Annotated in this window: 16 protein-coding genes and 2 tRNA genes; 11 read left to right on the top strand and 7 right to left on the bottom strand. The window is 66.1% G+C overall.

What is annotated here, in order from left to right; translation table 11 throughout:
- Positions 1-30 precede the first annotated feature (30 nt).
- Genes cysM through EV698_RS04125 form a run of 4 tightly spaced genes read left to right on the top strand, consistent with a single transcriptional unit; the run spans position 31 to position 3,692 of the window.
- Positions 31-924, top strand: coding sequence for a cysteine synthase CysM (cysM, locus tag EV698_RS04140; RefSeq protein ID WP_130502871.1), 894 nt, complete (start codon positions 31-33; stop codon positions 922-924).
- Entirely contained in the window at positions 921-1,691 is a 771-nt protein-coding gene (locus EV698_RS04135) for a 3'-5' exonuclease (protein WP_130502870.1), read from the top strand. Before cysM ends, EV698_RS04135 begins: the two co-directional genes overlap by 4 nt.
- Before the next feature lie 5 nt (positions 1,692-1,696).
- Positions 1,697-3,028 carry a 23S rRNA (uracil(1939)-C(5))-methyltransferase RlmD gene (rlmD, locus tag EV698_RS04130; RefSeq protein WP_130502869.1) on the top strand — a complete coding sequence of 444 codons (1,332 nt, stop codon included), beginning with the start codon at positions 1,697-1,699 and terminating at the stop codon, positions 3,026-3,028.
- A gap of 22 nt (positions 3,029-3,050) precedes the next feature.
- A complete protein-coding gene (locus EV698_RS04125; protein WP_130502868.1) occupies positions 3,051-3,692 on the top strand; it encodes an NUDIX domain-containing protein in 642 nt (213 codons plus the stop codon).
- Here EV698_RS04125 and purB read toward each other — a convergent pair.
- Entirely contained in the window at positions 3,616-4,998 is a 1,383-nt protein-coding gene (gene purB / locus EV698_RS04120; RefSeq protein ID WP_130502867.1) for an adenylosuccinate lyase, read from the bottom strand. The genes EV698_RS04125 and purB overlap by 77 nt on opposite strands.
- A gap of 56 nt (positions 4,999-5,054) precedes the next feature.
- On the opposite strand from purB, the gene EV698_RS04115 reads away from it, so the two are divergent.
- Complete coding sequence (locus EV698_RS04115; RefSeq protein ID WP_130502866.1) at positions 5,055-6,449, top strand: class II fumarate hydratase; 1,395 nt, start codon at positions 5,055-5,057, stop codon at positions 6,447-6,449.
- On the opposite strand, the gene EV698_RS04110 is transcribed toward EV698_RS04115, so the two are convergent.
- Complete coding sequence (locus EV698_RS04110; RefSeq protein WP_130502865.1) at positions 6,418-7,272, bottom strand: RibD family protein; 855 nt, start codon at positions 7,270-7,272, stop codon at positions 6,418-6,420. The genes EV698_RS04115 and EV698_RS04110 overlap by 32 nt on opposite strands.
- A gap of 49 nt (positions 7,273-7,321) precedes the next feature.
- Here EV698_RS04110 and uvrC point away from each other — a divergent pair, with 49 nt between their 5' ends.
- The 5 genes from uvrC to folM all read left to right on the top strand — a co-directional run bounded on the left by uvrC (position 7,322) and on the right by folM (position 10,689).
- The gene (gene uvrC, locus EV698_RS04105) at positions 7,322-9,142 is read left to right on the top strand and encodes an excinuclease ABC subunit UvrC (protein WP_130502864.1); all 1,821 of its coding nucleotides are present in this window, start codon (positions 7,322-7,324) and stop codon (positions 9,140-9,142) included.
- Positions 9,143-9,167: 25 nt separating this feature from the next.
- Positions 9,168-9,734, top strand: a complete 567-nt coding sequence (pgsA, locus tag EV698_RS04100; RefSeq protein ID WP_130502863.1) for a CDP-diacylglycerol--glycerol-3-phosphate 3-phosphatidyltransferase — start codon at positions 9,168-9,170, stop codon at positions 9,732-9,734.
- A gap of 37 nt (positions 9,735-9,771) precedes the next feature.
- Positions 9,772-9,847: transfer RNA gene (locus EV698_RS04095), tRNA-Gly, on the top strand.
- 39 nt (positions 9,848-9,886) lie between these two features.
- Positions 9,887-9,960 (top strand) — tRNA-Cys (locus EV698_RS04090).
- Between the two features lie 21 nt (positions 9,961-9,981).
- The gene (gene folM, locus EV698_RS04085) at positions 9,982-10,689 is read left to right on the top strand and encodes a dihydromonapterin reductase (RefSeq protein WP_130502862.1); all 708 of its coding nucleotides are present in this window, start codon (positions 9,982-9,984) and stop codon (positions 10,687-10,689) included.
- A 38-nt stretch (positions 10,690-10,727) separates the two neighbouring features.
- On the opposite strand, the gene EV698_RS04080 is transcribed toward folM, so the two are convergent.
- Genes EV698_RS04080 through prpB form a run of 4 tightly spaced genes read right to left on the bottom strand, consistent with a single transcriptional unit; the run spans position 10,728 to position 16,166 of the window.
- The gene (locus EV698_RS04080; protein ID WP_130502861.1) at positions 10,728-12,638 is read right to left on the bottom strand and encodes a propionyl-CoA synthetase; all 1,911 of its coding nucleotides are present in this window, start codon (positions 12,636-12,638) and stop codon (positions 10,728-10,730) included.
- 33 nt (positions 12,639-12,671) lie between these two features.
- Positions 12,672-14,099: a bifunctional 2-methylcitrate dehydratase/aconitate hydratase gene (locus EV698_RS04075; protein ID WP_130502860.1), complete on the bottom strand. Its 1,428-nt coding sequence runs from the start codon at positions 14,097-14,099 to the stop codon at positions 12,672-12,674.
- A 25-nt stretch (positions 14,100-14,124) separates the two neighbouring features.
- Complete coding sequence (prpC, locus tag EV698_RS04070) at positions 14,125-15,276, bottom strand: bifunctional 2-methylcitrate synthase/citrate synthase (protein WP_130502859.1); 1,152 nt, start codon at positions 15,274-15,276, stop codon at positions 14,125-14,127.
- The gene (prpB, locus tag EV698_RS04065) at positions 15,273-16,166 is read right to left on the bottom strand and encodes a methylisocitrate lyase (protein WP_130502858.1); all 894 of its coding nucleotides are present in this window, start codon (positions 16,164-16,166) and stop codon (positions 15,273-15,275) included. Before prpB ends, prpC begins: the two co-directional genes overlap by 4 nt.
- A gap of 216 nt (positions 16,167-16,382) precedes the next feature.
- Between prpB and prpR the strand changes: the two genes are divergently transcribed.
- Positions 16,383-18,314: a propionate catabolism operon regulatory protein PrpR gene (gene prpR, locus EV698_RS04060; RefSeq protein ID WP_130502857.1), complete on the top strand. Its 1,932-nt coding sequence runs from the start codon at positions 16,383-16,385 to the stop codon at positions 18,312-18,314.
- On the opposite strand, the gene fabB is transcribed toward prpR, so the two are convergent.
- Positions 18,306-19,535 (bottom strand): beta-ketoacyl-ACP synthase I, encoded by a 1,230-nt coding sequence (fabB, locus tag EV698_RS04055; RefSeq protein WP_130502856.1) that lies wholly within the window; start codon positions 19,533-19,535, stop codon positions 18,306-18,308. The genes prpR and fabB overlap by 9 nt on opposite strands.
- Between the last annotated feature and the right edge of the window lie 10 nt (positions 19,536-19,545).

Here is a 19,545-nt window from a genome sequence, read left to right as displayed (position 1 = left end):
GTCGGGATGATACTGCGTTACAATTCGTGTATGGCATATCCAAGCGTCGATCAATGCGTCGGTAACACCCCGCTGGTACGACTCCAGCGGCTGGCGGATACCGGATCCAACACGGTTTTGCTCAAGCTCGAGGGCAACAACCCGGCGGGGTCGGTGAAAGATCGTCCCGCCCTCAACATGATTGCCCAGGCCGAGAATCGCGGCGAGATCCGGCCCGGCGATACACTCATCGAGGCGACCAGCGGCAATACCGGCATCGCGCTGGCCATGGCGGCGGCGGTGAAGGGCTACCGGATGATCCTGATCATGCCGGCGAACATGACCACCGAGCGCCGGGCGTCGATGCGCGCCTATGGCGCCGAGCTGGTGCTGGTCACTGAGGAAGAGGGCATGGAGGGCGCGCGCGATGTCGCCCAGCGGATGCAGGCCGAGGGCAAGGGCCGGGTGCTCGATCAGTTCGCCAACCCGGATAACTGGGGCGCGCACTACCTGGGGACAGGGCCCGAGATCTGGCGCGATACCGGCGGCACCATCACGCATTTCGTCGCCTCCATGGGCACCACCGGCACCACCATGGGGGTGTCGCGCTATCTCAAGGAACAGAACCCGGATATCCAGATCATTGGCGCCCAGCCCCGCGAGGGGGCGAAAATCCCCGGTATCCGCAAGTGGCCGGAGGCCTACCTGCCGGCGATATTCGAGTCGCAGCGCGTCGACCGGGTGGTCGAGGTGGCGCAGGACGAGGCCGAGGACATGACCCGGCGGCTGGCGGCGGAAGAGGGTATTTTCGCCGGCATCTCCAGTGGCGGGACGCTGTGGGCGGCATTGCAGATCGCGAGCGAGGTGGAAAACGCCACCATTGCCAGCATCGTCTGTGACCGCGGTGATCGTTATCTGTCGAGCGGCGTGTTCCCCGATCAATGAACGTCTTCGCCTTTGATATCGAGACCGTGCCCGATGTCGCCGGCGGCCGCCGGCTGCACGGTTTCAACGGGCTCGCTGACGGCGACGCGGCCGAGGCCATGCTCGCCATGCGGCGCGAGGAGACCGGCTCGGACTTCCTGCGCCTGCCACTCCACCGGGTGGTCGTGATCTCGGTCGCCGCGCTCATTGGCGATCGCTTCACGGTGTTCTCGCTCGGCGAGGGCGGTGATGACGAGGCGCGCCTCATCGACCGGTTCTTCGATGGTATCGAGCGCTACGTGCCACGGCTGGTGAGCTGGAACGGCAGCGGCTTCGATCTGCCGGTGCTGCATTACCGCGGCCTCATCCACGGGCTGAGCGCACCGCGCTACTGGGAGACCGGCGACGAGGATCGCTCCTTCCGGTTCAATAACTACCAGAACCGCTTCCACGACCGCCACACCGACCTGATGGATGTGCTCGCGGGCTACTCCGGGCGTGCCGTGGCTCCCCTCGACCAGGTCGCGACCCTCTGCGGTCTGCCCGGCAAGCTGGGCATGAGCGGGGCCGACGTCCGCCACCAGATCGACGCCGGCCACTTCGATGCCGTGCGTGATTACTGCGAGCACGACGTGCTCAATACCTACCTGCTCTGGCAGCGCTTCCGGCTGCTGCGCGGCGAGCTCGACGCCAGCGGTCATGCCGCCGAGTGCGATCGCGTTCGCGATGCGCTCGCCGAGGCCGGCAAGCCGCATCTCGATCAATTCCTCAACGCCTGGACGGGCTGATACGCATGGGTGGACGACGCAGCGGGCGACTGCCGCAGGCGCCGATCGAGCTCGATATCGATCGCATCAGCCACGAGGGTCGCGGAATCGGCAACAATGACGGCCGGACCGTCTTCGTCCAGGGGGCGCTGCCCGGCGAGCGCGTCACCGCCGATATCCGCCGTCAGCGCCGTCGCCAGCAGGAAGGCCAGGCGCTGTCGGTGGTGGGCGAACCCGCCGCCGATCGGGTCACTCCGCCCTGCGAGTTCTTCGGTGTGTGTGGCGGCTGCAGCCTCCAGCACATGGACCCCGCCGCCCAGGTCCGGCACAAGGAGGCAACGCTCGCGGAGCTGCTCCGGCATGGAGGCGACGTGGCCCCCGATCGCTGGCTCGCGCCGCTCACCGGCCCCACCGCCGGCTACCGGCGCCGGGCCCGGCTGGGTGTCAAGTACGTCCCGCGCAAGGATGACCGCGTGCTGGTGGGTTTTCGCGAGCGCTTCAGCCCGTTTGTCGCCGATATCGAGTCCTGCCACGTGCTCGATGCGCGGGTGGGCGATCTGCTCTCGGCACTCGCCGACCTGGTCCGCGGGCTGACGATTCCCGATCGGATCGCCCAGATCGAGGTGGCGGCCGGCGATGACGAGGTCGGACTGGTGTTCCGCAATCTGCGCCCCCTCGCCACCACCGATCGCGACGCGCTGATCGCCTTCGGCGAGGCGCACGGGCTATTGATCTTCGAGCAGCCCGGCAACGAGACCACCGTCGCCCCGCTGGGCCACAACGCCGAGCGGCTCCATTACCGACTCGATGACTTCGGCCTGGTGTTCGCTTTCGCGCCCACAGACTTCACGCAGATCAATGCGCATATCAATCGCCGGATGGTGCCGCAGGCGATCGAGCAGCTCGCCCTCGGGCCGGAAAGCCGGGTGCTGGATCTGTTCTGCGGGCTGGGGAATTTCACGCTGCCGGTGGCCCGCCACGCGGCGTCGGTCATCGGCGTCGAGGGGGCGGAGGCGCTGGTCGAGCGCGGCCGCGAGAACGCCGCGCTCAACCGAATCGACAATGCCTCGTTCGCCGCCGCTGATCTCACGCAGATCGCGCCCACGGCGGAGTGGCTCGGCGGCGGTATCGATCGAGTGCTACTCGATCCGCCCCGCTCGGGGGCACTCGAGGCCCTGCCGGCCATCGCCGGATTGAAGCCCGGTCGAATCGTCTATGTCTCCTGCGGTCCGTCGACCCTTGCCCGCGATGCCGGTGAACTGGTCCATCGCTACGGCTACCGGCTGGAAGCCGCAGGACTGATGGACATGTTCCCGCATACCGGCCATGCCGAGGCGATGGCGGTATTCAGCCGCTGACCCCAGTCGAGGAGCCATTCCGATGAGCCGAGACTACGAAATTATCCACCGCGAGATCGTCCACGACGGTTTCTTTCGGGTCAGTCGATTGACGCTGCGGCATGCGCTGTTCGGCGGCGGGCAGAGCCAGGCCCTGGTTCGCGAGCGCCTCGAGCGTGGCAATGCGGTGGGGGTGCTGCCCTATGACCCGTGGCTCGACCGGGTGGTACTGGTCGAGCAGTTCCGCCCCGGGGCTATCGACAGCGGCTTCGGGCCCTGGCTGCTGGAGCCGGTGGCGGGCATCGTCGAGCCGGGCGAGCAGCCCGAGGAGGTCGCCCACCGCGAGACCCGCGAGGAGGCGGACTGCGCCCTTGGCGAGCTCGTCTCCATGGCGCATTACCTGGTCAGCCCCGGCGGCAGCTCGCAGACGGTCAAGCTCTACTGCGCGCAGATCGACAGTCGTGACCTGCGGCTCGAGGGCCACGGCCACCCGGACGAGGGCGAGGATATCCGCCTGCATGTCGTGCCCGCGGATCAGGCCATTGCCATGCTCGACAGCGGCGCCGTCTCCGCGGTGATGTCGATCGTCGCCCTGCAGTGGCTCGCGCTCAATCGCGACGCGCTGCGAGATCGCTGGCAAGCGGCGCCGCGAGCCCCGTATAACGGGCCGGCGTCAGGGCCTTGAGCTCGTCGCGCACCGCCTCGGGCAGGTCCAGGTCATCGACAAAGGCCTGCAGCGCAGCGGTATCGACGCGCTTGCCGCGGGTCAGCGCCTTGAGCTTTTCGTAGGGCTCGGGGACGCCGTAGCGGCGCATCACGGTCTGGATCGCCTCGGCCAGCACTTCCCAGTTGGCATCCAGATCGGCGGCGATGCGCTCGTGATTGACCGCGATCTTGCCGAGTCCGCGCATCACCGCCTCGTGGCCGATCAGCGTATGGGCCAGGCCGACGCCGATATTGCGCAGGACGGTGGAGTCGGTGAGGTCGCGCTGCCAGCGCGAGACCGGCAGTTTGCGGGCGAGATGCTCGAGCAGCGCATTGGCGATGCCGTAGTTGCCCTCGGCATTCTCGAAGTCGATGGGGTTGACCTTGTGGGGCATGGTCGACGAGCCGATCTCGCCCTCGACGGTGCGCTGGCGGAAATAGCCGAAGGCGATATATCCCCACAGATCCCGGACCAGGTCGGTGCATACGGTATTGAACCGCGCCATCGCATCGAACAGCTCGGCGATGCCGTCATGGGGCTCGATCTGGGTCGTGTAGGCGTTGTGATCGAGCCCGAGGTTCTCGACGTAACGCTTTGAAAACGCCGGCCAGTCGATCGACGGGTAGGCACTCAGATGGGCATTGTAGTTGCCCACCGCACCGTTCATCTTGCCGAGGATCGGGACCGCGGCGAGCTGATCGCGCTGGCGCTGCAGACGCGCCGCGACGTTGGCGAACTCCTTGCCGAGCGTGGTGGGGGACGCCGGCTGGCCGTGGGTACGGGCGAGCATCGCCACCTCGGCATGCTCGTGGGCCAGCGCGGTCAGGCGCTCGATGATTTGATCCGCGGCAGGCAGCAATACATCATTGCGGCCACGACGGAGCATGAGCGCGTAGGCGAGGTTGTTGATGTCCTCGGAGGTGCAGGCGAAATGCACGAACTCGGTAATCGCCGCGAGCTCCGGGTGATCGGCCATGGCCGTTTTGATGAAATACTCGACGGCCTTGACGTCGTGGTTGGTGGTGGCCTCGATGGTCTTGATTGCCGCCGCGTCGGCCTCGTCGAAGCCGGTGGCGATGGCGGTCAACGCCCGTGCCGCGCTGTCGGAGAGCGGCGGTACCTCGGCGATGGCATCCTCGGCGGCGAGGGCCTTCAGCCACTCCACCTCCACGAGTACGCGATGGCGGATCAGTCCGAACTCGCTGACCAGGCCCCGGAGCGCCTCGGTCTTGCGGCCGTAACGGCCGTCGATGGGGGAAATGGCGGTAAGCTGACTGAGTTCCATGGGCTCCAACCCGCTGCAAAACAAAACGCTATTCTACAAGAACCGGAGAGACGATGATGAGTGAGCAGGGATTCCGGACCGAATCGGACAGCATGGGCGAGCTGCAGGTGGCGATGGATGCGCTCTACGGCGCCCAGACCCAGCGCGCCGTGGACAACTTCGCGATCAGCGGGCTCACCATGCCGCGCCGCTTCATCCAGGCGCTGGGGCTGATCAAGGCGTCCGCCGCCGAGGCCAACCAGGCGCTGGGGGATCTGGATCCGGCCATTGCCGGCGCGATCGTTCGCGCCGCCGAGGCAGTCGCCGACGGCGAGCACGATGCGCAGTTCCCGGTGGATGTCTTCCAGACCGGCTCGGGGACGAGCAGCAACATGAACGCCAACGAGGTGATCGCGCATCTCGCCACCGCCGACCTGGGGGCGACGGTCCACCCCAACGATCACGTCAACATGGGCCAGAGCAGCAATGACGTCATCCCGACGGCGATCCATGTCGCCGCCGCGGTGGCCTGCAGCGACGAACTGCGCCCCGCCCTCGATCATCTCGCAGCGACCCTCGAGCGCCGTGCCGATGAGCTGAGCGATGTCACCACCACCGGACGGACGCATCTGATGGATGCGATGCCGGTCACCCTCGGCCAGGAGATCGGCGGCTGGGCCTACCAGGTCCGCCAGGGCGAGGTCCGCGTCGGCGAGGCGATGGAGCGCATCCGCGACCTGGCCCAGGGCGGCACGGCGGTGGGGACCGGCATCAACGCCCGTCCCGAATTCGGCGGCGAGGTCGCGACGGCGCTGACGCGGCGCACGGGCGTGACCTTCCGGCCGAGCCCCAACCGCTTCGAGAGCCTGAGCAGCCAGGATGCGGCGGTCGAGCTCTCCGGGCAGCTGAAAACCGTGGCGGTCAGCCTGATGAAGATCAGCAACGATCTGCGCTGGATGAACTCGGGCCCGCTCGCGGGGCTGGGCGAGATCGCCCTGCCGGCGCTACAGCCCGGCAGCAGCATCATGCCCGGCAAGGTCAACCCGGTTATCCCGGAGGCGGTGGCCCAGGTCTCGGCACAGGTCATTGGCAACGACACGACCATCACGGTCGCCGGGCAGTCGGGCAATTTCCAGCTCAACGTCATGCTGCCGGTGGTGGCGCACAACCTCCTGCAGAGCATTTCGCTGCTGGCAAACGGCGCCCGGGCGCTGGCCGACCGGGCGGTGGCGGGCTTTACCGTCAATCGCGAGCGCCTCGAGGCCGCCCTGGGCCGCAACCCGATCCTGGTGACGGCGCTCAATACCGCGATCGGTTACGAGCTGGGCGCGAAGATCGCCAAGCGCGCCTATGCCGAGGGCCGCCCGCTCATGGAGCTGGCGCGGGAGATGACGGATCTCGCCGATGACGAACTCGAGCGGCTGCTCGATCCGAAGACGCTTACCGCGGGCGGGATCCCGGGGGCCGACTAGGACGGCAGTCGTAACGGGCGAAGGTCTGCGTGCAGCCATTCGGGCCGTGGGGATCGACGTGGAGTGATGCGAGGGTGAAATCGCCGGCCTCGGCGAGCCGATCCCCTTCGCAGAGACTCGCGAAGGGACGGCCGCCGATGATTCGGTGGACCGTCGTGAGATAGAGCGCATCGACGACGCCGGCGGCGAGCAGCATGTGCATGACATAGGGACCGGTGATCGCGTAGACGCGCCGGTAACCGAGCCCGCCAAGCCGTGCCGCCAGCGCCTCGCCGCCGGGTTGTTCCACGTCGGGCAGGGCGATGACCTCGACCCCGGCCTGTTCGTGCGCCTTGACGCGTCGCTCGTCGGGCGCCGAACCGGTAATGACGATGACCCGCCGGCCCTGCTCGAGCAGCCGCGCCGGCACCTCGAAGTCGAGGGTCATGCTCAGCACCGCCACATCGGGCTGCGGCGCCAGGCCCTGGTCCCTGCGGAATGCCCGGATGTCGCGGAACGCGTCACCGGTGCCCACGGGCAGGATGTCCTGCGCCTTGCCGGCGTCGAGTTCGCGCAGGTAACGGCCCGAGCTCAGCAACACATCGGCATGCCCGGCGAGCTCCTCGAGCAGGCGCCAGTCGCGGGCATTGGCGATGTCGCCGGGGACCGTCTGGCCCCCCGTCGCGCCCGGAACACTGATGCGGCCATCGAGGCTGACGATGTAGTTGGCGTAGATGAAGGGTCCGCCACGACCGTGGTCGGGTAGGGCGGAATCGAGATAAAGGCCGGCGAGCGGGCGCACCGTGCCGGCATCGGGATAACAGGACATGATCGTTTCATCCATCACCTCCGGACCATACGGCAAAGCCTCGTTGGCGCGCTAGAATGGGGCCATGAGCCAGACGAATGCATTCGATCCCGATCCCGTTCTGAAGACCCTGCCGACCGGGCCGGGGGTCTATCGCATGTTCGATGCCGATGCCACGGTGATCTATGTCGGCAAGGCCCGTAATCTCAAGCGCCGGGTCAGCAGTTATTTCCGCAAGGGCGCCCACAACGCCAAGACCCAGGCGCTGGTGGGGCAGGTCGCCGATCTCCAGGTAACGGTCACGCATACCGAGGCCGAGGCGCTGATCCTCGAGAACAACCTCATCAAAGAGCATCGACCGCGCTACAACGTTCTGTTGCGCGACGACAAGACCTATCCGTACATCTATCTCTCGACCCAGCAGGATTTCCCGCGGCTCGGCTTCCACCGCGGTCAGCGGCGGGGAGAGAGTCGGTATTTCGGGCCCTTCCCGTCCTCCGGCGCGGTCCGCGAGACGCTCAACCACCTGCAGAAGGTCTTCCCGGTGCGCCAGTGCCGTGACAGCTTCTACCGCCACCGCACGCGGCCCTGTCTGCAGTACCAGATCGGCCGCTGTACTGCGCCCTGCGTGGGCTACGTCAGCGAGGAGGACTACGCGAAGGACGTCCGCCACGTCGAGATGTTCCTCTCCGGGCAGAGCAGCGAGGTGGTCGACGAACTGGTCCGGCGGATGGAGGCCGCCGCCGAGGCGGAGGATTTCGAGCTCGCCGCCCGGCTGCGCGACCGGATCACGAGCCTGCGGCGCATCCAGGAGCGTCAGTATGTCTCCGGCGCCAAGGGCGATGTCGATGTCATCGCCTGTCGGCTGCGCGAGAACATCGCCTGTGTGCAGGTTTTCGTGATCCGCGACGGCCAGAATCTCGGCAACCAGACCTGGTTCCCGCGCACACCGCCGGAGACCACGCCGGAGGAGATCCTCTACGCATTCATCGCCCGTCACTACCTGGGTGAGTCGCCGCCCGGGGAGCTGCTGGTGAGCCACGAACTGAGCGACGGCGAGGTGCTCGCCGAGGCGATCAGCAACGACGCCGGCTATCGGGTCGGGATCGCCTCGCGGCTTCGCGGCGAGCGGCGGCGCTGGCTGGAGATGGCGCAGCGCAATGCCGATCATGCCCTGAGCGCGCGAATGAGCGGCGAGGCACTGATGGAGCGGCGTTTCGAGGATATCCAGCAGGCGCTGGCGCTCGATGAGATCCCCGAGCGCATCGAGTGCTTCGATATCAGCCACACCCGCGGCGAGGCAACGGTGGCCTCGTGCGTGGTCATGGGCCGCGAGGGCCCGATCAAGGACGATTACCGGCGCTTCAACATCGAGGATATTACCGGCGGCGATGACTACGCGGCCATGCACCAGGCCCTGGAGCGACGCTTCAAACGGCTGAGCGACGGCGAGGGGACGGCGCCGGACGTGCTCCTGATCGATGGCGGCCAGGGCCAGCTGCGCCAGGCCGAGGCGGTCCTCGAGGATATGCAGATCGAGGGCGTGCTGCCGGTGGGCATCTCCAAGGGGCCGCGCCGCAAACCCGGCGAGGAGGTGCTGCTGGTCTCGGGGCGATCCGACGAGATTCGGCTTGCGCCGGAGTCGCCGGGGCTGCATCTTCTCCAGCAGGTTCGCGATGAGGCGCATCGCTTCGCCATTACCGGCCATCGCAACCGGCGGGGCAAGGCGCGCCAGCAGTCGAGCCTCGAGGAGATCCCCGGGCTCGGGGCCAAGCGTCGGCAGGCGCTGATGAAGCAGTTTGGCGGGCTCAAGGGCATCAAGCGTGCCGGGGTCGAGGATTTATCGAGTGTTCAGGGGATCAGCACGGCGCTCGCCGAGCGGATTCACGGGCATCTCAACGGCTAGCAAACGCAATGGTAGGCTCGCAGCTATGGAAATGACGCTCCCGAATATCCTCACCTGGCTGCGGATCCTGATGATCCCGGTGCTGGGGCTGTTGTTCCTGCTGCCAACGCCATGGGCGAACGCTGCGGCGGCGATCGTCTTCGCCCTTGCGAGCATTACAGACTGGCTGGACGGCTTTCTCGCCCGGCGCTGGAACCAGGTCTCGCCGTTCGGCGCGTTTCTCGACCCTGTGGCCGACAAGCTGATCGTCGCCATCGCGCTCATCATCGTGCTCGTGGAGTCGCCGACGGCGCTGGTGGCGATTCCGGTCGCCATCATCATCGGCCGCGAGATCGCGGTCTCGGCGCTGCGCGAGTGGATGGCGGAACTGGGGCAGCGAGCCAGCGTCGCGGTGGGCATGACCGGGAAGTTCAAGACCGCCGCGCAGATGATCGCGATTATCCTTTTGCTGTATCGCCATGAGCTCTACGGCATCCCCACATGGCCGGTTGGCCTGGGCATGCTCTACGTAGCGGCCGGCCTGACGCTGTACTCGATGGTCCTGTACCTGTCCGCGGCGTTGAAGACCCTGGATAAGGTCGAGCAGGGTTGACACAAAACGCGCCCTGATTAAAATACAGAGCTGTAACGCGGGAATAGCTCAGCCGGTAGAGCACAACCTTGCCAAGGTTGGGGTCGCGAGTTCGAATCTCGTTTCCCGCTCCAAACAGGAGACCCCGGTCGCCCTCGGCCGGGGTTTTTTATGGCTAGGTGGCAGAATGGTGATGCAGCGGCCTGCAAAGCCGTGAACGCCGGTTCGATTCCGGCCCTAGCCTCCATCCAATCGCCCGGAGCACTCAATGACGTCGCCCATCCTTGTCACCGGCGCCAGTCAGCGCATCGGGCTTGCCTTTGCCATGCATTGCCTCGAACAGGGCACGCCCGTCATCGCGACCTATCGCACGCGTCGGCCGGCGGTGGACAACCTGCAGGAAGCGGGTGCCCGATGCTTTTACGCGGATTTCGCCACCAACGCGGGCATTGATGCATTCATCAGCACGCTCAGGGAAGAGACGGCTTCCCTGCGCGCCATTATCCACAATGCCTCCGACTGGCTGCCCGAGAGCCCGGACTCCGACCCCGCCGAGGTCATGGCGGCGATGATGCAGATCCACTGCACGACGCCGTATCGCATCAACCTCGCATGCAGGGACCTCCTGGAGAACAGCGACTCGGTCACGGACATCGTCCACATGACCGACTACGTCGTGGAGAAGGGCAGCGCCAAGCATATCGCCTACGCCGCCAGCAAAGCCGCCCTCGAGAACCTGACGCTGTCCTTTGCGCGCCTTCTGGCACCGCAGGTGAAGGTGAACAGCGTTGCCCCGTCGCTGATCATGTTCAACGAAGGCGACAGTGAGGCCTACCGCGAGAAAACGCTGAAGAAATCCCTGCTCGGCATCGCCCCGGGCGAGACGGCTGCCGTGCAGGCACTTCAGTTCCTTCTGGACAATCCGTACGTTACCGGGCGCAGCATCGGCCTCGACGGCGGGCGGCCCCTGGTCTGAACCGCCCGTCGACCCCGGCGTTGCGCGACGTCTACGCGCTAGCTTGCGTACCGCCCCACCTTGATGAATTCAAGGGCCTCGCGGATTTCATCGAGACTGGACGGATCCTCGATCGTGGCGGGCACGGCGACGTCGCGATCCTGCGTGAGCTGTCGGATCGACTTGCGCAGGATCTTGCCCGATCGGGTCTTGGGTAGCTTGTCCACCACGGCCACGGCCTGGAGGTTGGCAATGGCCCCGATCTTTGTGCGAATGACCTCCATGAGCGCTTTCTCGAGCGCCTCCGGATCGATGGACTGCCCCTCCTTGAGCACCACGAAGCCGAGCGGCATCTCGCCCTTGAGCTCATCGGCGATCCCCACAACGGCACACTCGGCCACCGCCGGATGATGACCGATCAGCTCCTCCATCTCGCCGGTGGACAGGCGATGGCCGGCGACATTGATGACGTCATCCATCCGTCCCATCACGAACAGGTACCCGTCCTCGTCGATATAGCCACCGTCCGAGGTGTCGTAGTAGCCGGGGAAGGCGTTCAGATAGGACAGGCGGAACCGGTCATCGTCGCCCCACAGCGTCGACAGGCAGCCGGGAGGGAGGGGGAGTCCAAGCGCGATGTTGCCCTGTCTGCCTGGCGGTTGCGGCGTGCCCTGGCTGTCGAGGATCGTAATGCGGTAACCCGGCACCGGAAGCGCCGCGGAACCGCTTTTCTCGCGATGCGGTTCGATGCCCATGGGGTTGGCGGCGATGGCCCAGCCGGTCTCGGTCTGCCACCAGTGATCGATCACCGGCAGGCCCGTAATGTCCTTGATCCAGCCGTAGGTGGGCGGATCGAGGCGTTCACCGGCGAGGTAGATGGCCTGCAGCGATGACAGGTCGTAACCCGTCATCAGGGCGGCGTCGGGATCCTCCTTGCGGATCGCCCGGAACGCGGTGGGCGCGGTGAAGAATGTCTTGACCCGGTGCTCGGCGATGACCCGCCAGAACGCCCCGGCATCCGGCGTGCGTACCGGCTTGCCCTCGTACACCACGGTTGTGCAGCCGTGGATGAGCGGGGCGTAGACGATATAGGAGTGGCCCACCACCCAGCCGACGTCGGAGGCGGTCCAGAACACATCCCCGGGGTCGAGGTTGTAGATCGCATCCATGCTGAAATTGAGCGCGACCGCGTAGCCGCCGGTATCGCGGACAATGCCCTTCGGCTTCCCCGTCGTGCCCGAGGTGTAGAGGACGTAGAGCGGGTGGGTGGCATCCACCGGCACCGGGTCGACGGGGGAGGCGTCTTTCATCAGGCGCTCCCAGTCGAAGTCCCGCGTGGTCGCGGAGTTTCTGTGCAGGGTGGCCTCGCACTCGGGCCGCTGCAGCACCACGGTGGCGGTCGGCGGATGCTGGCAGACCTGCAGGGCCTCGTCGACGAGGGGCTTGTAGGGCAGCACCCGCGAGACCTCGATCCCGCAGCTCGCCGTAATCAGGGCACGGGGCCTGGCATCATCGATTCTCACCGCGAGCTCATGGGGCTGGAAACCGCCGAAGACCACCGAATGGATGGCCCCCAGGCGAGCGCAGGCGAGCATGGCGACGAGGGCCTCGGGGATCATCGGCATGTAGATCACCACGCGATCACCGTGCTCCACCCCCAGTGCGCGCAGCCCGCCGGCGAACCGGGCGACCTCGTCACGGAGTTCCTCGTAGGTGATGTGGCGCTGCCGGCCGGTGACCGGCGAGTCGTGGATGATCGCCGTCTGCCCGCCGCGCCCGTGATCGACGTGGTAGTCGAGCGCCAGGTGGGCCATGTTGAGCCGGCCGCCGGCGAACCAGCGGTCGAGTCCGTCCTCATCGCGGCTCAGAATGGTCTCGGGGGCCTTGAACCAGTCGAGTTTGGCGGCCTCCTGCCGCCAGAATCCCTCCGGATCGCTGATCGAGCGGTCGTAGACGTCCTGATAGTTCATGGGTTCTCTCCTCCAGTCTTTTTTTCGTTCTGATCAGATTACATAGAGATCAACATACTCGTTGACCGGCATCGCCTCGAGGGTGGCCTGGTCGAGTGACACGTCGAGGATGGCGCGCTGCTGCCGGGGCGGGAAGCGACGTGCCAGGTTGGTCCGGAACTTGTCCTCGAGCAGCGGGATCCCCTCGTCGCGGCGGCGCTTGTGGCCGATCGGATACTCCACCACCTCCTCGTCGAGGACGGTGCCGTCGTTCAGCTCAATGGTCAGGGCATTGGGTATGGAGCGCTTTTGCGGGTCGTGGTAATCGGCGGTGAACGCCGGATCCTCGACGCAGACGATCTTCTCGCGAAGGGCGTCGATGCGCGGATCCGCGGCGGCGCTGTCCTCGTAGTCGCGGGCGGTGAGGTGGCCGAAGATCAGTGGCACGGCGACCATGTACTGCACGCAGTGATCCCGATCGGCCGGGTTGTTGAGCGGACCCTGTTTGTCGATGATGCGAATGCAGGCCTCGTGGGTGCGGATACGGATGTGCTTGATGTCCTCCGACGAATACCCCGCTTCGGCGAGCCGGCGGTGCAGCGTAACCGCCGCTTCCACCGCGGTCTGCGAATGGAACTCCGCGGGGAAACTGATCTTGAAGAGCACGTTTTCCATCACGTAGCTGCCGTACGGGCGCTCAAAGGTGAACGCCTCGCCGTTGAAGAGCACGTCGTAGAAGCCCCAGGTCGGCGCGGTCAGGACCGTGGGATAGCCCATCTCGCCGGTCTTTGCCATCAGCGCCAGGCGCACACCGCGCGCCGTGGCATCGCCCGCCGCCCACGACTTGCGACTGCCGGCATTGGGGTAATGGCGATAGGTGCGCAGCGACTGGCCATCGACCCAGGCGAGCGACACGGCGTTGATGATCTCCTCGCGGGAGAGGCCGAGCATCTCGGCGACCACGGCGGTGGTGGCGACTTTCACCAGCACCACGTGATCCAGGCCGACGCGGTTGAACGAGTTCTCGAGCGCGATCACGCCCTGGATCTCGTGGGCCTTGACCATGCCGATGAGTACCTCGCGCATGGTCAGCGGCGGGCGGCCCTCGGCCACCGCGGTCCGCGACAGCCAGTCGGCGGTGGCGAGGATCCCGCCGAGATTGTCCGAGGGGTGGCCCCATTCGGCGGCAAGCCAGGTGTCGTTGAAGTCGAGCCAGCGGATCATGGCGCCGATATTAAAGGCCGCCTGGACGGGATCGAGCTGGAACTGCGTGCCCGGCACCTTGCCGCCGTTGGGAACGGTGGTGCCCTGGATGACCGGCCCCAGCAGCTTGGTACAGGCCGGGTATTCAAGGGCCTCGAGCCCGCAGCCGAGGGTATCGATCAGGCAGTTGCGGGCGGTCTCGAGCGCGATGGCCCGGTCGATGGGATAGTCACGGACGTAATCGACGATGTCGATCAGGACCTGGTCGGTATTGCTCATGGACGTCGCTCCGGTTGTTCGTTGTTCAGTCGCGCTCATTAAGCGGCACGAATGTCAGGTTGTCGGGACCGATGTAGTTGGCGCTCGGGCGGATGATCTTGTTGTCCTGGCGCTGCTCGATAATATGCGCCGCCCAGCCCGAGGTCCGCGAGATGACGAACAGTGGCGTAAAAAGCGCCGTGGGGATGTCCATGGCGTTAAACGCGACGGCCGAGAACCAGTCGAGGTTGGGGAACATCTTTTTCGTCTCCCACATCACCGACTCGATGCGCTCGGCATTCTCGAACATGCGGGTGTTGCCGTTGTTGTTGGCAAGATCCCGGGCGACGCGTTTGATCACCTCGTTGCGCGGATCGCTGATGGTATAGACCGGATGGCCGAAGCCGATCACGACCTCCTTGTTCTCGACACGCGCGCGGATATCGGCCTCGGCCTCGTCGGCATTGCCATAGCGCTGCTGGATAGCGAAGGCCGCCTCGTTGGCGCCACCATGCTTGGGCCCGCGCAGGGCACCGATGGCACCGGTCACCGCCGAGTACATGTCCGAACCGGTGCCGGCAACGACCCGGGCGGCGAAGGTGGAGGCGTTGAATTCGTGCTCGGCATAGAGCGTGAGCGAGGTGTGCATGGCCCGTGCCCAGTCGGCGGACGGGGCCTGGCCGTGGAGCAGGTGGAGGAAGTGGGCGCCGATGGATTCATCCTCGGTCTCGACCTCGATCCGCCGGCCGTTGTGGCTGAAGTGATACCAGTACAGGAGTATCGAACCGAGCGAGGCGAGTAGCCGATCGGCGATGCCCCGGGCGCCCGCCTCGTTGTGATCGTCCTTTTCCGGGAGTGTACAGCCGAGCAGTGAGACCCCGGTGCGCATGACATCCATCGGGTGGGCCGACGCCGGCAGCTGTTCGAGCGCCTTTTTGACCGGGTTGGGCAGGCCGCGCAGGCGCTTGAGTTCGGCCTTGTAGCGGCTCAGCTCGTTGCTGTTCGGCAACCAGCCGTGGACCAGCAGGTGCGCGGTCTCCTCGAAATCGCAGCCTTCGGCCAGATCGAGGATGTCGTAACCGCGATAGTGCAGATCGTTGCCGGTCAGGCCGACGGTGCAGAGGGCGGTGTTACCGGCGGTGACACCGGACAGGGCAACCGACTTCTTGGGCTTGGCAGTCGTGGTCTGTGTATTCATGTGTTGTTCTCCGTACTGAAGAGTTGATCGAGCTTGTCCTCGTAGGCGTGGTATCCGAGGAAATCATAAAGCTCGGCCCGCGTTTGCATCCTGTCGACTACGCTGGCCTGGCTGCCCTCGGCGCGCATCGTCCGGTACACATCGAGGGCGGCGGCGTTCATCGCCCGGAATGCCGAGAGCGGATACAACACCATCCCGACACCGGTACGGCCCAGTGACTCGCGATCGAACAGCGGCGTGGAACCGAACTCCGTAATGTTCGCGAGTATCGGGACATCCACCGCCTGCGCAAAGGCCCGGTACATCTCGAGCTCGGTGATCGCCTCCGGGAAGAGCATGTCGGCGCCGGCCTCGATGTAGGCGCCGGCGCGATCGATGGCGGCTTCCAGTCCCTCACCGGCGAGCGCGTCGGTTCGCGCCATGATCACGAAATCGGGATCGGTGCGGGCATCGACGGCGGCCTTGATCCGGTCGACCATCTCCTGTTTCGAGACAATCGCCTTGCCGGGCCGGTGACCGCAGCGCTTGGTCTGGACCTGGTCTTCGATATGACAGGCGCCGGCCCGCGCCTTGATCAGTGAGCGAACCGTGCGGGCGATGTTGAAGGCGCCGCCGAATCCGGTATCGGCATCCACCAGGACCGGCGTGTCGACGGCATCGGTGATGCGATTGACGTCGGTGACCACATCGTCAAGCGTGGTGATGCCGAGGTCCGGCAGCCCCAGGGAACCCGCGGCAACGCCGCCGCCGGAGACGTAGAGCGCCTTGTAGCCGACCTCGGTCGCCATGACCGCGTGGTAGGCATTGATCGCACCGGCGATCTGGAGTGGCCGTTCGGCCTCGACGGCCGCCCGGAAGCGTTTCCCGGGGGAATCGGGGGGGGTATGCATGCTCTCTCTCCTCGTTGTTTATGTGGCGTTCAACAAAGGTTGCAAGGGGCATGCCATCGCCTCGACATGCTGGCCGCGACGGACATAAGTCGCTGATATAAAACGATTCGAGGGCGCTGCAGTGATCAGGACGAGAGAGCGATCTGTTTCACTATTCGTTTAATCAGCCTGCTATGGCACAGTAAGTGAAACGGCTGACTGACCGGGGGAGAGGGAATGCCGGATCAATTGCACGGAGGCCGGCATCGGCCGGTCATTCTCGCGGTCGGTTTCAGCCGCCTCAAAGAGGTGTTCCGGGACATCGTCCCGAGCTATGCCGCCGATGCCGATATCCATATCGTCGATCGGGGATTCGATGATGCGCTCACGGCCATCCGCGAGTACGAGCAATCGCACGGCGTGGATGCCGTGGTCGCAGCCGGATCCAACGGCGCGTTTCTGCGGCGCCACCTGGCACTGCCCGTTATCCTCGTGACGCTCACCGGTTTCGATGTGCTGAGGGCCCTGGTGATCGCCCGGCGACAGTGCCGTCGGATCGCCATTATTACCCACGGCGAGACGCATCCGGAGTTGCTCGAGTTCCAGCAGCATTTCGGCCTCGAGCTCGAGCATTTCGCCTACGAGACCGCCGCCGACGCGCAACGCCGGGTGAGTGATCTCGCCGCGCGTGGCGTACGGGCGATCATCGGGCCCGGCCTGGTCACCGATCTCGCTGAGCAGGCGGGACTGAACGGGGTGTTCGTCTACTCCCGCGCCTCCGTCGAGCAGGCGCTCGACAGCGCCATCGAGCTCAGCCGGATCGGCCGCATCGAAGCGGCCCGGCGGGAGCGGCTCGACACCATCCTCCAGCAGCTCGACGAGGGCGTCGTGGCGGTGGACATGGAAGAGCGGGTGCAGTCATTCAATCCCGCCATGGAGCGCCTGCTCGGCATGGCCGCGGACAAGGTCCTGGGTCGCCGGCTGAGCCAGGTCGCCGGCCAGCTCGGGCTGCGCGAGACCCTCGTCAATGGCGTCACGGAGCTTGGCGGCGTTCAGCGGATCGGCACCCGTACGCTCGTGACCAACCGTATTCCGATCCGCGAGCAGGGGGTCCAGACGGGGGCGGTCATGACGCTGCAGGACTCGGCCACGATTCAGCGTGTGGATCGCAGCCTGCGCTCGACGAATAAACCCCGGCAGTTCGCCGCGCGCTACGAGCTCGACGAGATCATCGGCGAATCCCGGCCCACGCGTGATGCCCGCGCCCTCGCCGCCAAATACGCGGCCACCGACACCACCGTGCTGATCCTCGGCGAGAGCGGGACCGGCAAGGAGCTCCTCGCCCAGGGCATTCACAACGCCAGTGCCCGTCGGGGCCACGCCTTTGTGCCATTGAACTGCGGTGCGTTTCCGGAATCGCTGCTCGAGAGCGAACTGTTCGGATTCGAGGAGGGGGCGTTCACGGGCTCACGCCGGGGCGGCAAGCCGGGGCTGTTCGAATCGGCCCATACCGGGACGATATTCCTCGACGAGATCGGCGAGATGTCGCTGACCCTGCAGACCCGTTTGCTGCGGGTGCTCCAGGAGCACGAGGTGATTCGCCTCGGGGCGACCCAGCCGACGCCGGTGGATGTGCGCGTGATCGCCGCTACCCATCGGGATCTCGCCGCCGCCGTCGATGCCGGGACATTCCGGCAGGATCTCTTCTACCGGATCAACATCCTGCGCCTCGATGTGCCGCCTCTGCGCGCGCGGATCGACGATATCCATGCCCTGGCGCAGACCATGCTGACCCGGGCGCTGGAGCGGCAGGGGGCCGGCGGTTCGGTCGAGGCGATCCGTGACCAGATGATGCCGGTCTTCCTCGCCTACGAATGGCCCGGCAATATCCGCGAACTGGAAAACATCATCGAGCGCCTGGCGATCTTCGCCGGCGAATTCGACCAGGGTGCGATGGACCCCGAGCGCCTGGTCCGACTGGTGCCGGAGCTGTTCGAGGGAGAGACCGACAGGACGAGTGCATCGACCCGTCCGGCGGGCCGGTCCGCCGAGACGGCGCGGATTCGGCGCGTGCTGGATCTGTGCGGCGGCAACCGGACGGCGGCCTGCCGGCAGCTCGGTATCAGCCGAAGCACGCTGTGGCGTCGGCTGTCCGAGCGATCAGTGTGAGTAGCGGCGGAAAGCGAGTGTGGCGTTGGTGCCGCCGAATCCGAAGCTGTTACTCACGACCAGGTCGAGCGATTGCCCGGTCCGTGTCCGGGTGACGATGGGATAGTCTCCGGCGTCCGGATCGAGGTTGTCGACGTTGAGCGTGCCGGCGATGAACCCCTCCTGCATCATCAACAGTGAGTAGATCGCCTCCTGCACGCCGGCGGCCCCCAGCGAATGCCCGGTGAGCGACTTGGTGGAGCTCACGGGCGGCCGGGTGTCGCCGAAGACCGATTCGAGGGCCCGCAGCTCGGTGATGTCACCGGCGGGCGTGCTGGTGCCGTGGGCATTGACATAGTCCACCGGATTATCGGCATCGACGCCCGCCATCTCCAGGGTCTGCGCCAGGCAGCGCTCTGCGCCCTCGCCGGAGGGGGCGACCATGTCATAGCCGTCGGAGGTGGCGGCATAGCCCACCAGTTCGGCGATGATCGGCGCCCCCCGGGCCTCGGCATGCTCGAGCGACTCGAGCACCAGCATGCCACCGCCACCGGCGATCACGAATCCGTCGCGGTCGCGATCGAACGGCCGCGAGGCCCGCTCGGGCGTGTCGTTATAGCCCGTGGACAGCGCGCCCATCGCATCAAAGAGCATGGTCAGGCTCCAGTGCTCTTCCTCGCCACCACCGGCGAACATTACGTCCTGCTTGCCGAGCTGGATCTGCTCCATGGCGGCACCGATGCAGTGCGCGCTCGTCGCGCAGGCGGACGAGATACTGTAATTGATGCCCTTGATGGCGAACGGGGTGGCGAGACAGGCCGAAATGGTGCTGCCCATGACCTTCGGAACGGCGAAGGCGCCGATCTTGCGCACGCCCCGCTCGCGGAGGATATCCGCGGCGCGCACGACATTCTCGGTGGACGCACCGCCGGAGCCGGCGATCAGCCCGGTACGCGGATCGGAGATAGCCTCGGGGGGTAACTCCGCCTGATCGATGGCCTGCTGCATGGCGACATAGGCGTAGGCCGCGGCATCGGCCATGAAGCGGCGCGCACGGCGCGGGATCGCCGCCTCGAGATCGATATCCGGCCGGCCCGAAACCCGGCTGCGCAGGCCGCGTTCGGCGTACTCATCGTTGTAACGAATCCCCGAACGCCCGTCGCGCAGGGCGTCGGTGACTGATGCCGCATCATTGCCGAGGCAAGAGACGATGCCCATGCCGGTGACTACCACTCGCCGCACGTTTCGACTC

Source organism: Spiribacter vilamensis, assembly GCF_004217415.1.
Classification (GTDB): Bacteria; Pseudomonadota; Gammaproteobacteria; order Nitrococcales; family Nitrococcaceae; genus Spiribacter; species Spiribacter vilamensis.
This window is presented reverse-complemented; position numbering and strand designations above follow the sequence as displayed.

Coding starts and splice junctions, on each gene's coding strand:
- cysM (WP_130502871.1), top strand. CDS start 31: ATGGCATATCCAAGCGTCGATCAATGCGTCGGTAACACCCCGCTGGTA.
- EV698_RS04135 (WP_130502870.1), top strand. CDS start 921: ATGAACGTCTTCGCCTTTGATATCGAGACCGTGCCCGATGTCGCCGGC.
- rlmD (WP_130502869.1), top strand. CDS start 1,697: ATGGGTGGACGACGCAGCGGGCGACTGCCGCAGGCGCCGATCGAGCTC.
- EV698_RS04125 (WP_130502868.1), top strand. CDS start 3,051: ATGAGCCGAGACTACGAAATTATCCACCGCGAGATCGTCCACGACGGT.
- purB (WP_130502867.1), bottom strand. CDS start 4,998: ATGGAACTCAGTCAGCTTACCGCCATTTCCCCCATCGACGGCCGTTAC.
- EV698_RS04115 (WP_130502866.1), top strand. CDS start 5,055: ATGAGTGAGCAGGGATTCCGGACCGAATCGGACAGCATGGGCGAGCTG.
- EV698_RS04110 (WP_130502865.1), bottom strand. CDS start 7,272: ATGGATGAAACGATCATGTCCTGTTATCCCGATGCCGGCACGGTGCGC.
- uvrC (WP_130502864.1), top strand. CDS start 7,322: ATGAGCCAGACGAATGCATTCGATCCCGATCCCGTTCTGAAGACCCTG.
- pgsA (WP_130502863.1), top strand. CDS start 9,168: ATGGAAATGACGCTCCCGAATATCCTCACCTGGCTGCGGATCCTGATG.
- folM (WP_130502862.1), top strand. CDS start 9,982: ATGACGTCGCCCATCCTTGTCACCGGCGCCAGTCAGCGCATCGGGCTT.
- EV698_RS04080 (WP_130502861.1), bottom strand. CDS start 12,638: ATGAACTATCAGGACGTCTACGACCGCTCGATCAGCGATCCGGAGGGA.
- EV698_RS04075 (WP_130502860.1), bottom strand. CDS start 14,099: ATGAGCAATACCGACCAGGTCCTGATCGACATCGTCGATTACGTCCGT.
- prpC (WP_130502859.1), bottom strand. CDS start 15,276: ATGAATACACAGACCACGACTGCCAAGCCCAAGAAGTCGGTTGCCCTG.
- prpB (WP_130502858.1), bottom strand. CDS start 16,166: ATGCATACCCCCCCCGATTCCCCCGGGAAACGCTTCCGGGCGGCCGTC.
- prpR (WP_130502857.1), top strand. CDS start 16,383: ATGCCGGATCAATTGCACGGAGGCCGGCATCGGCCGGTCATTCTCGCG.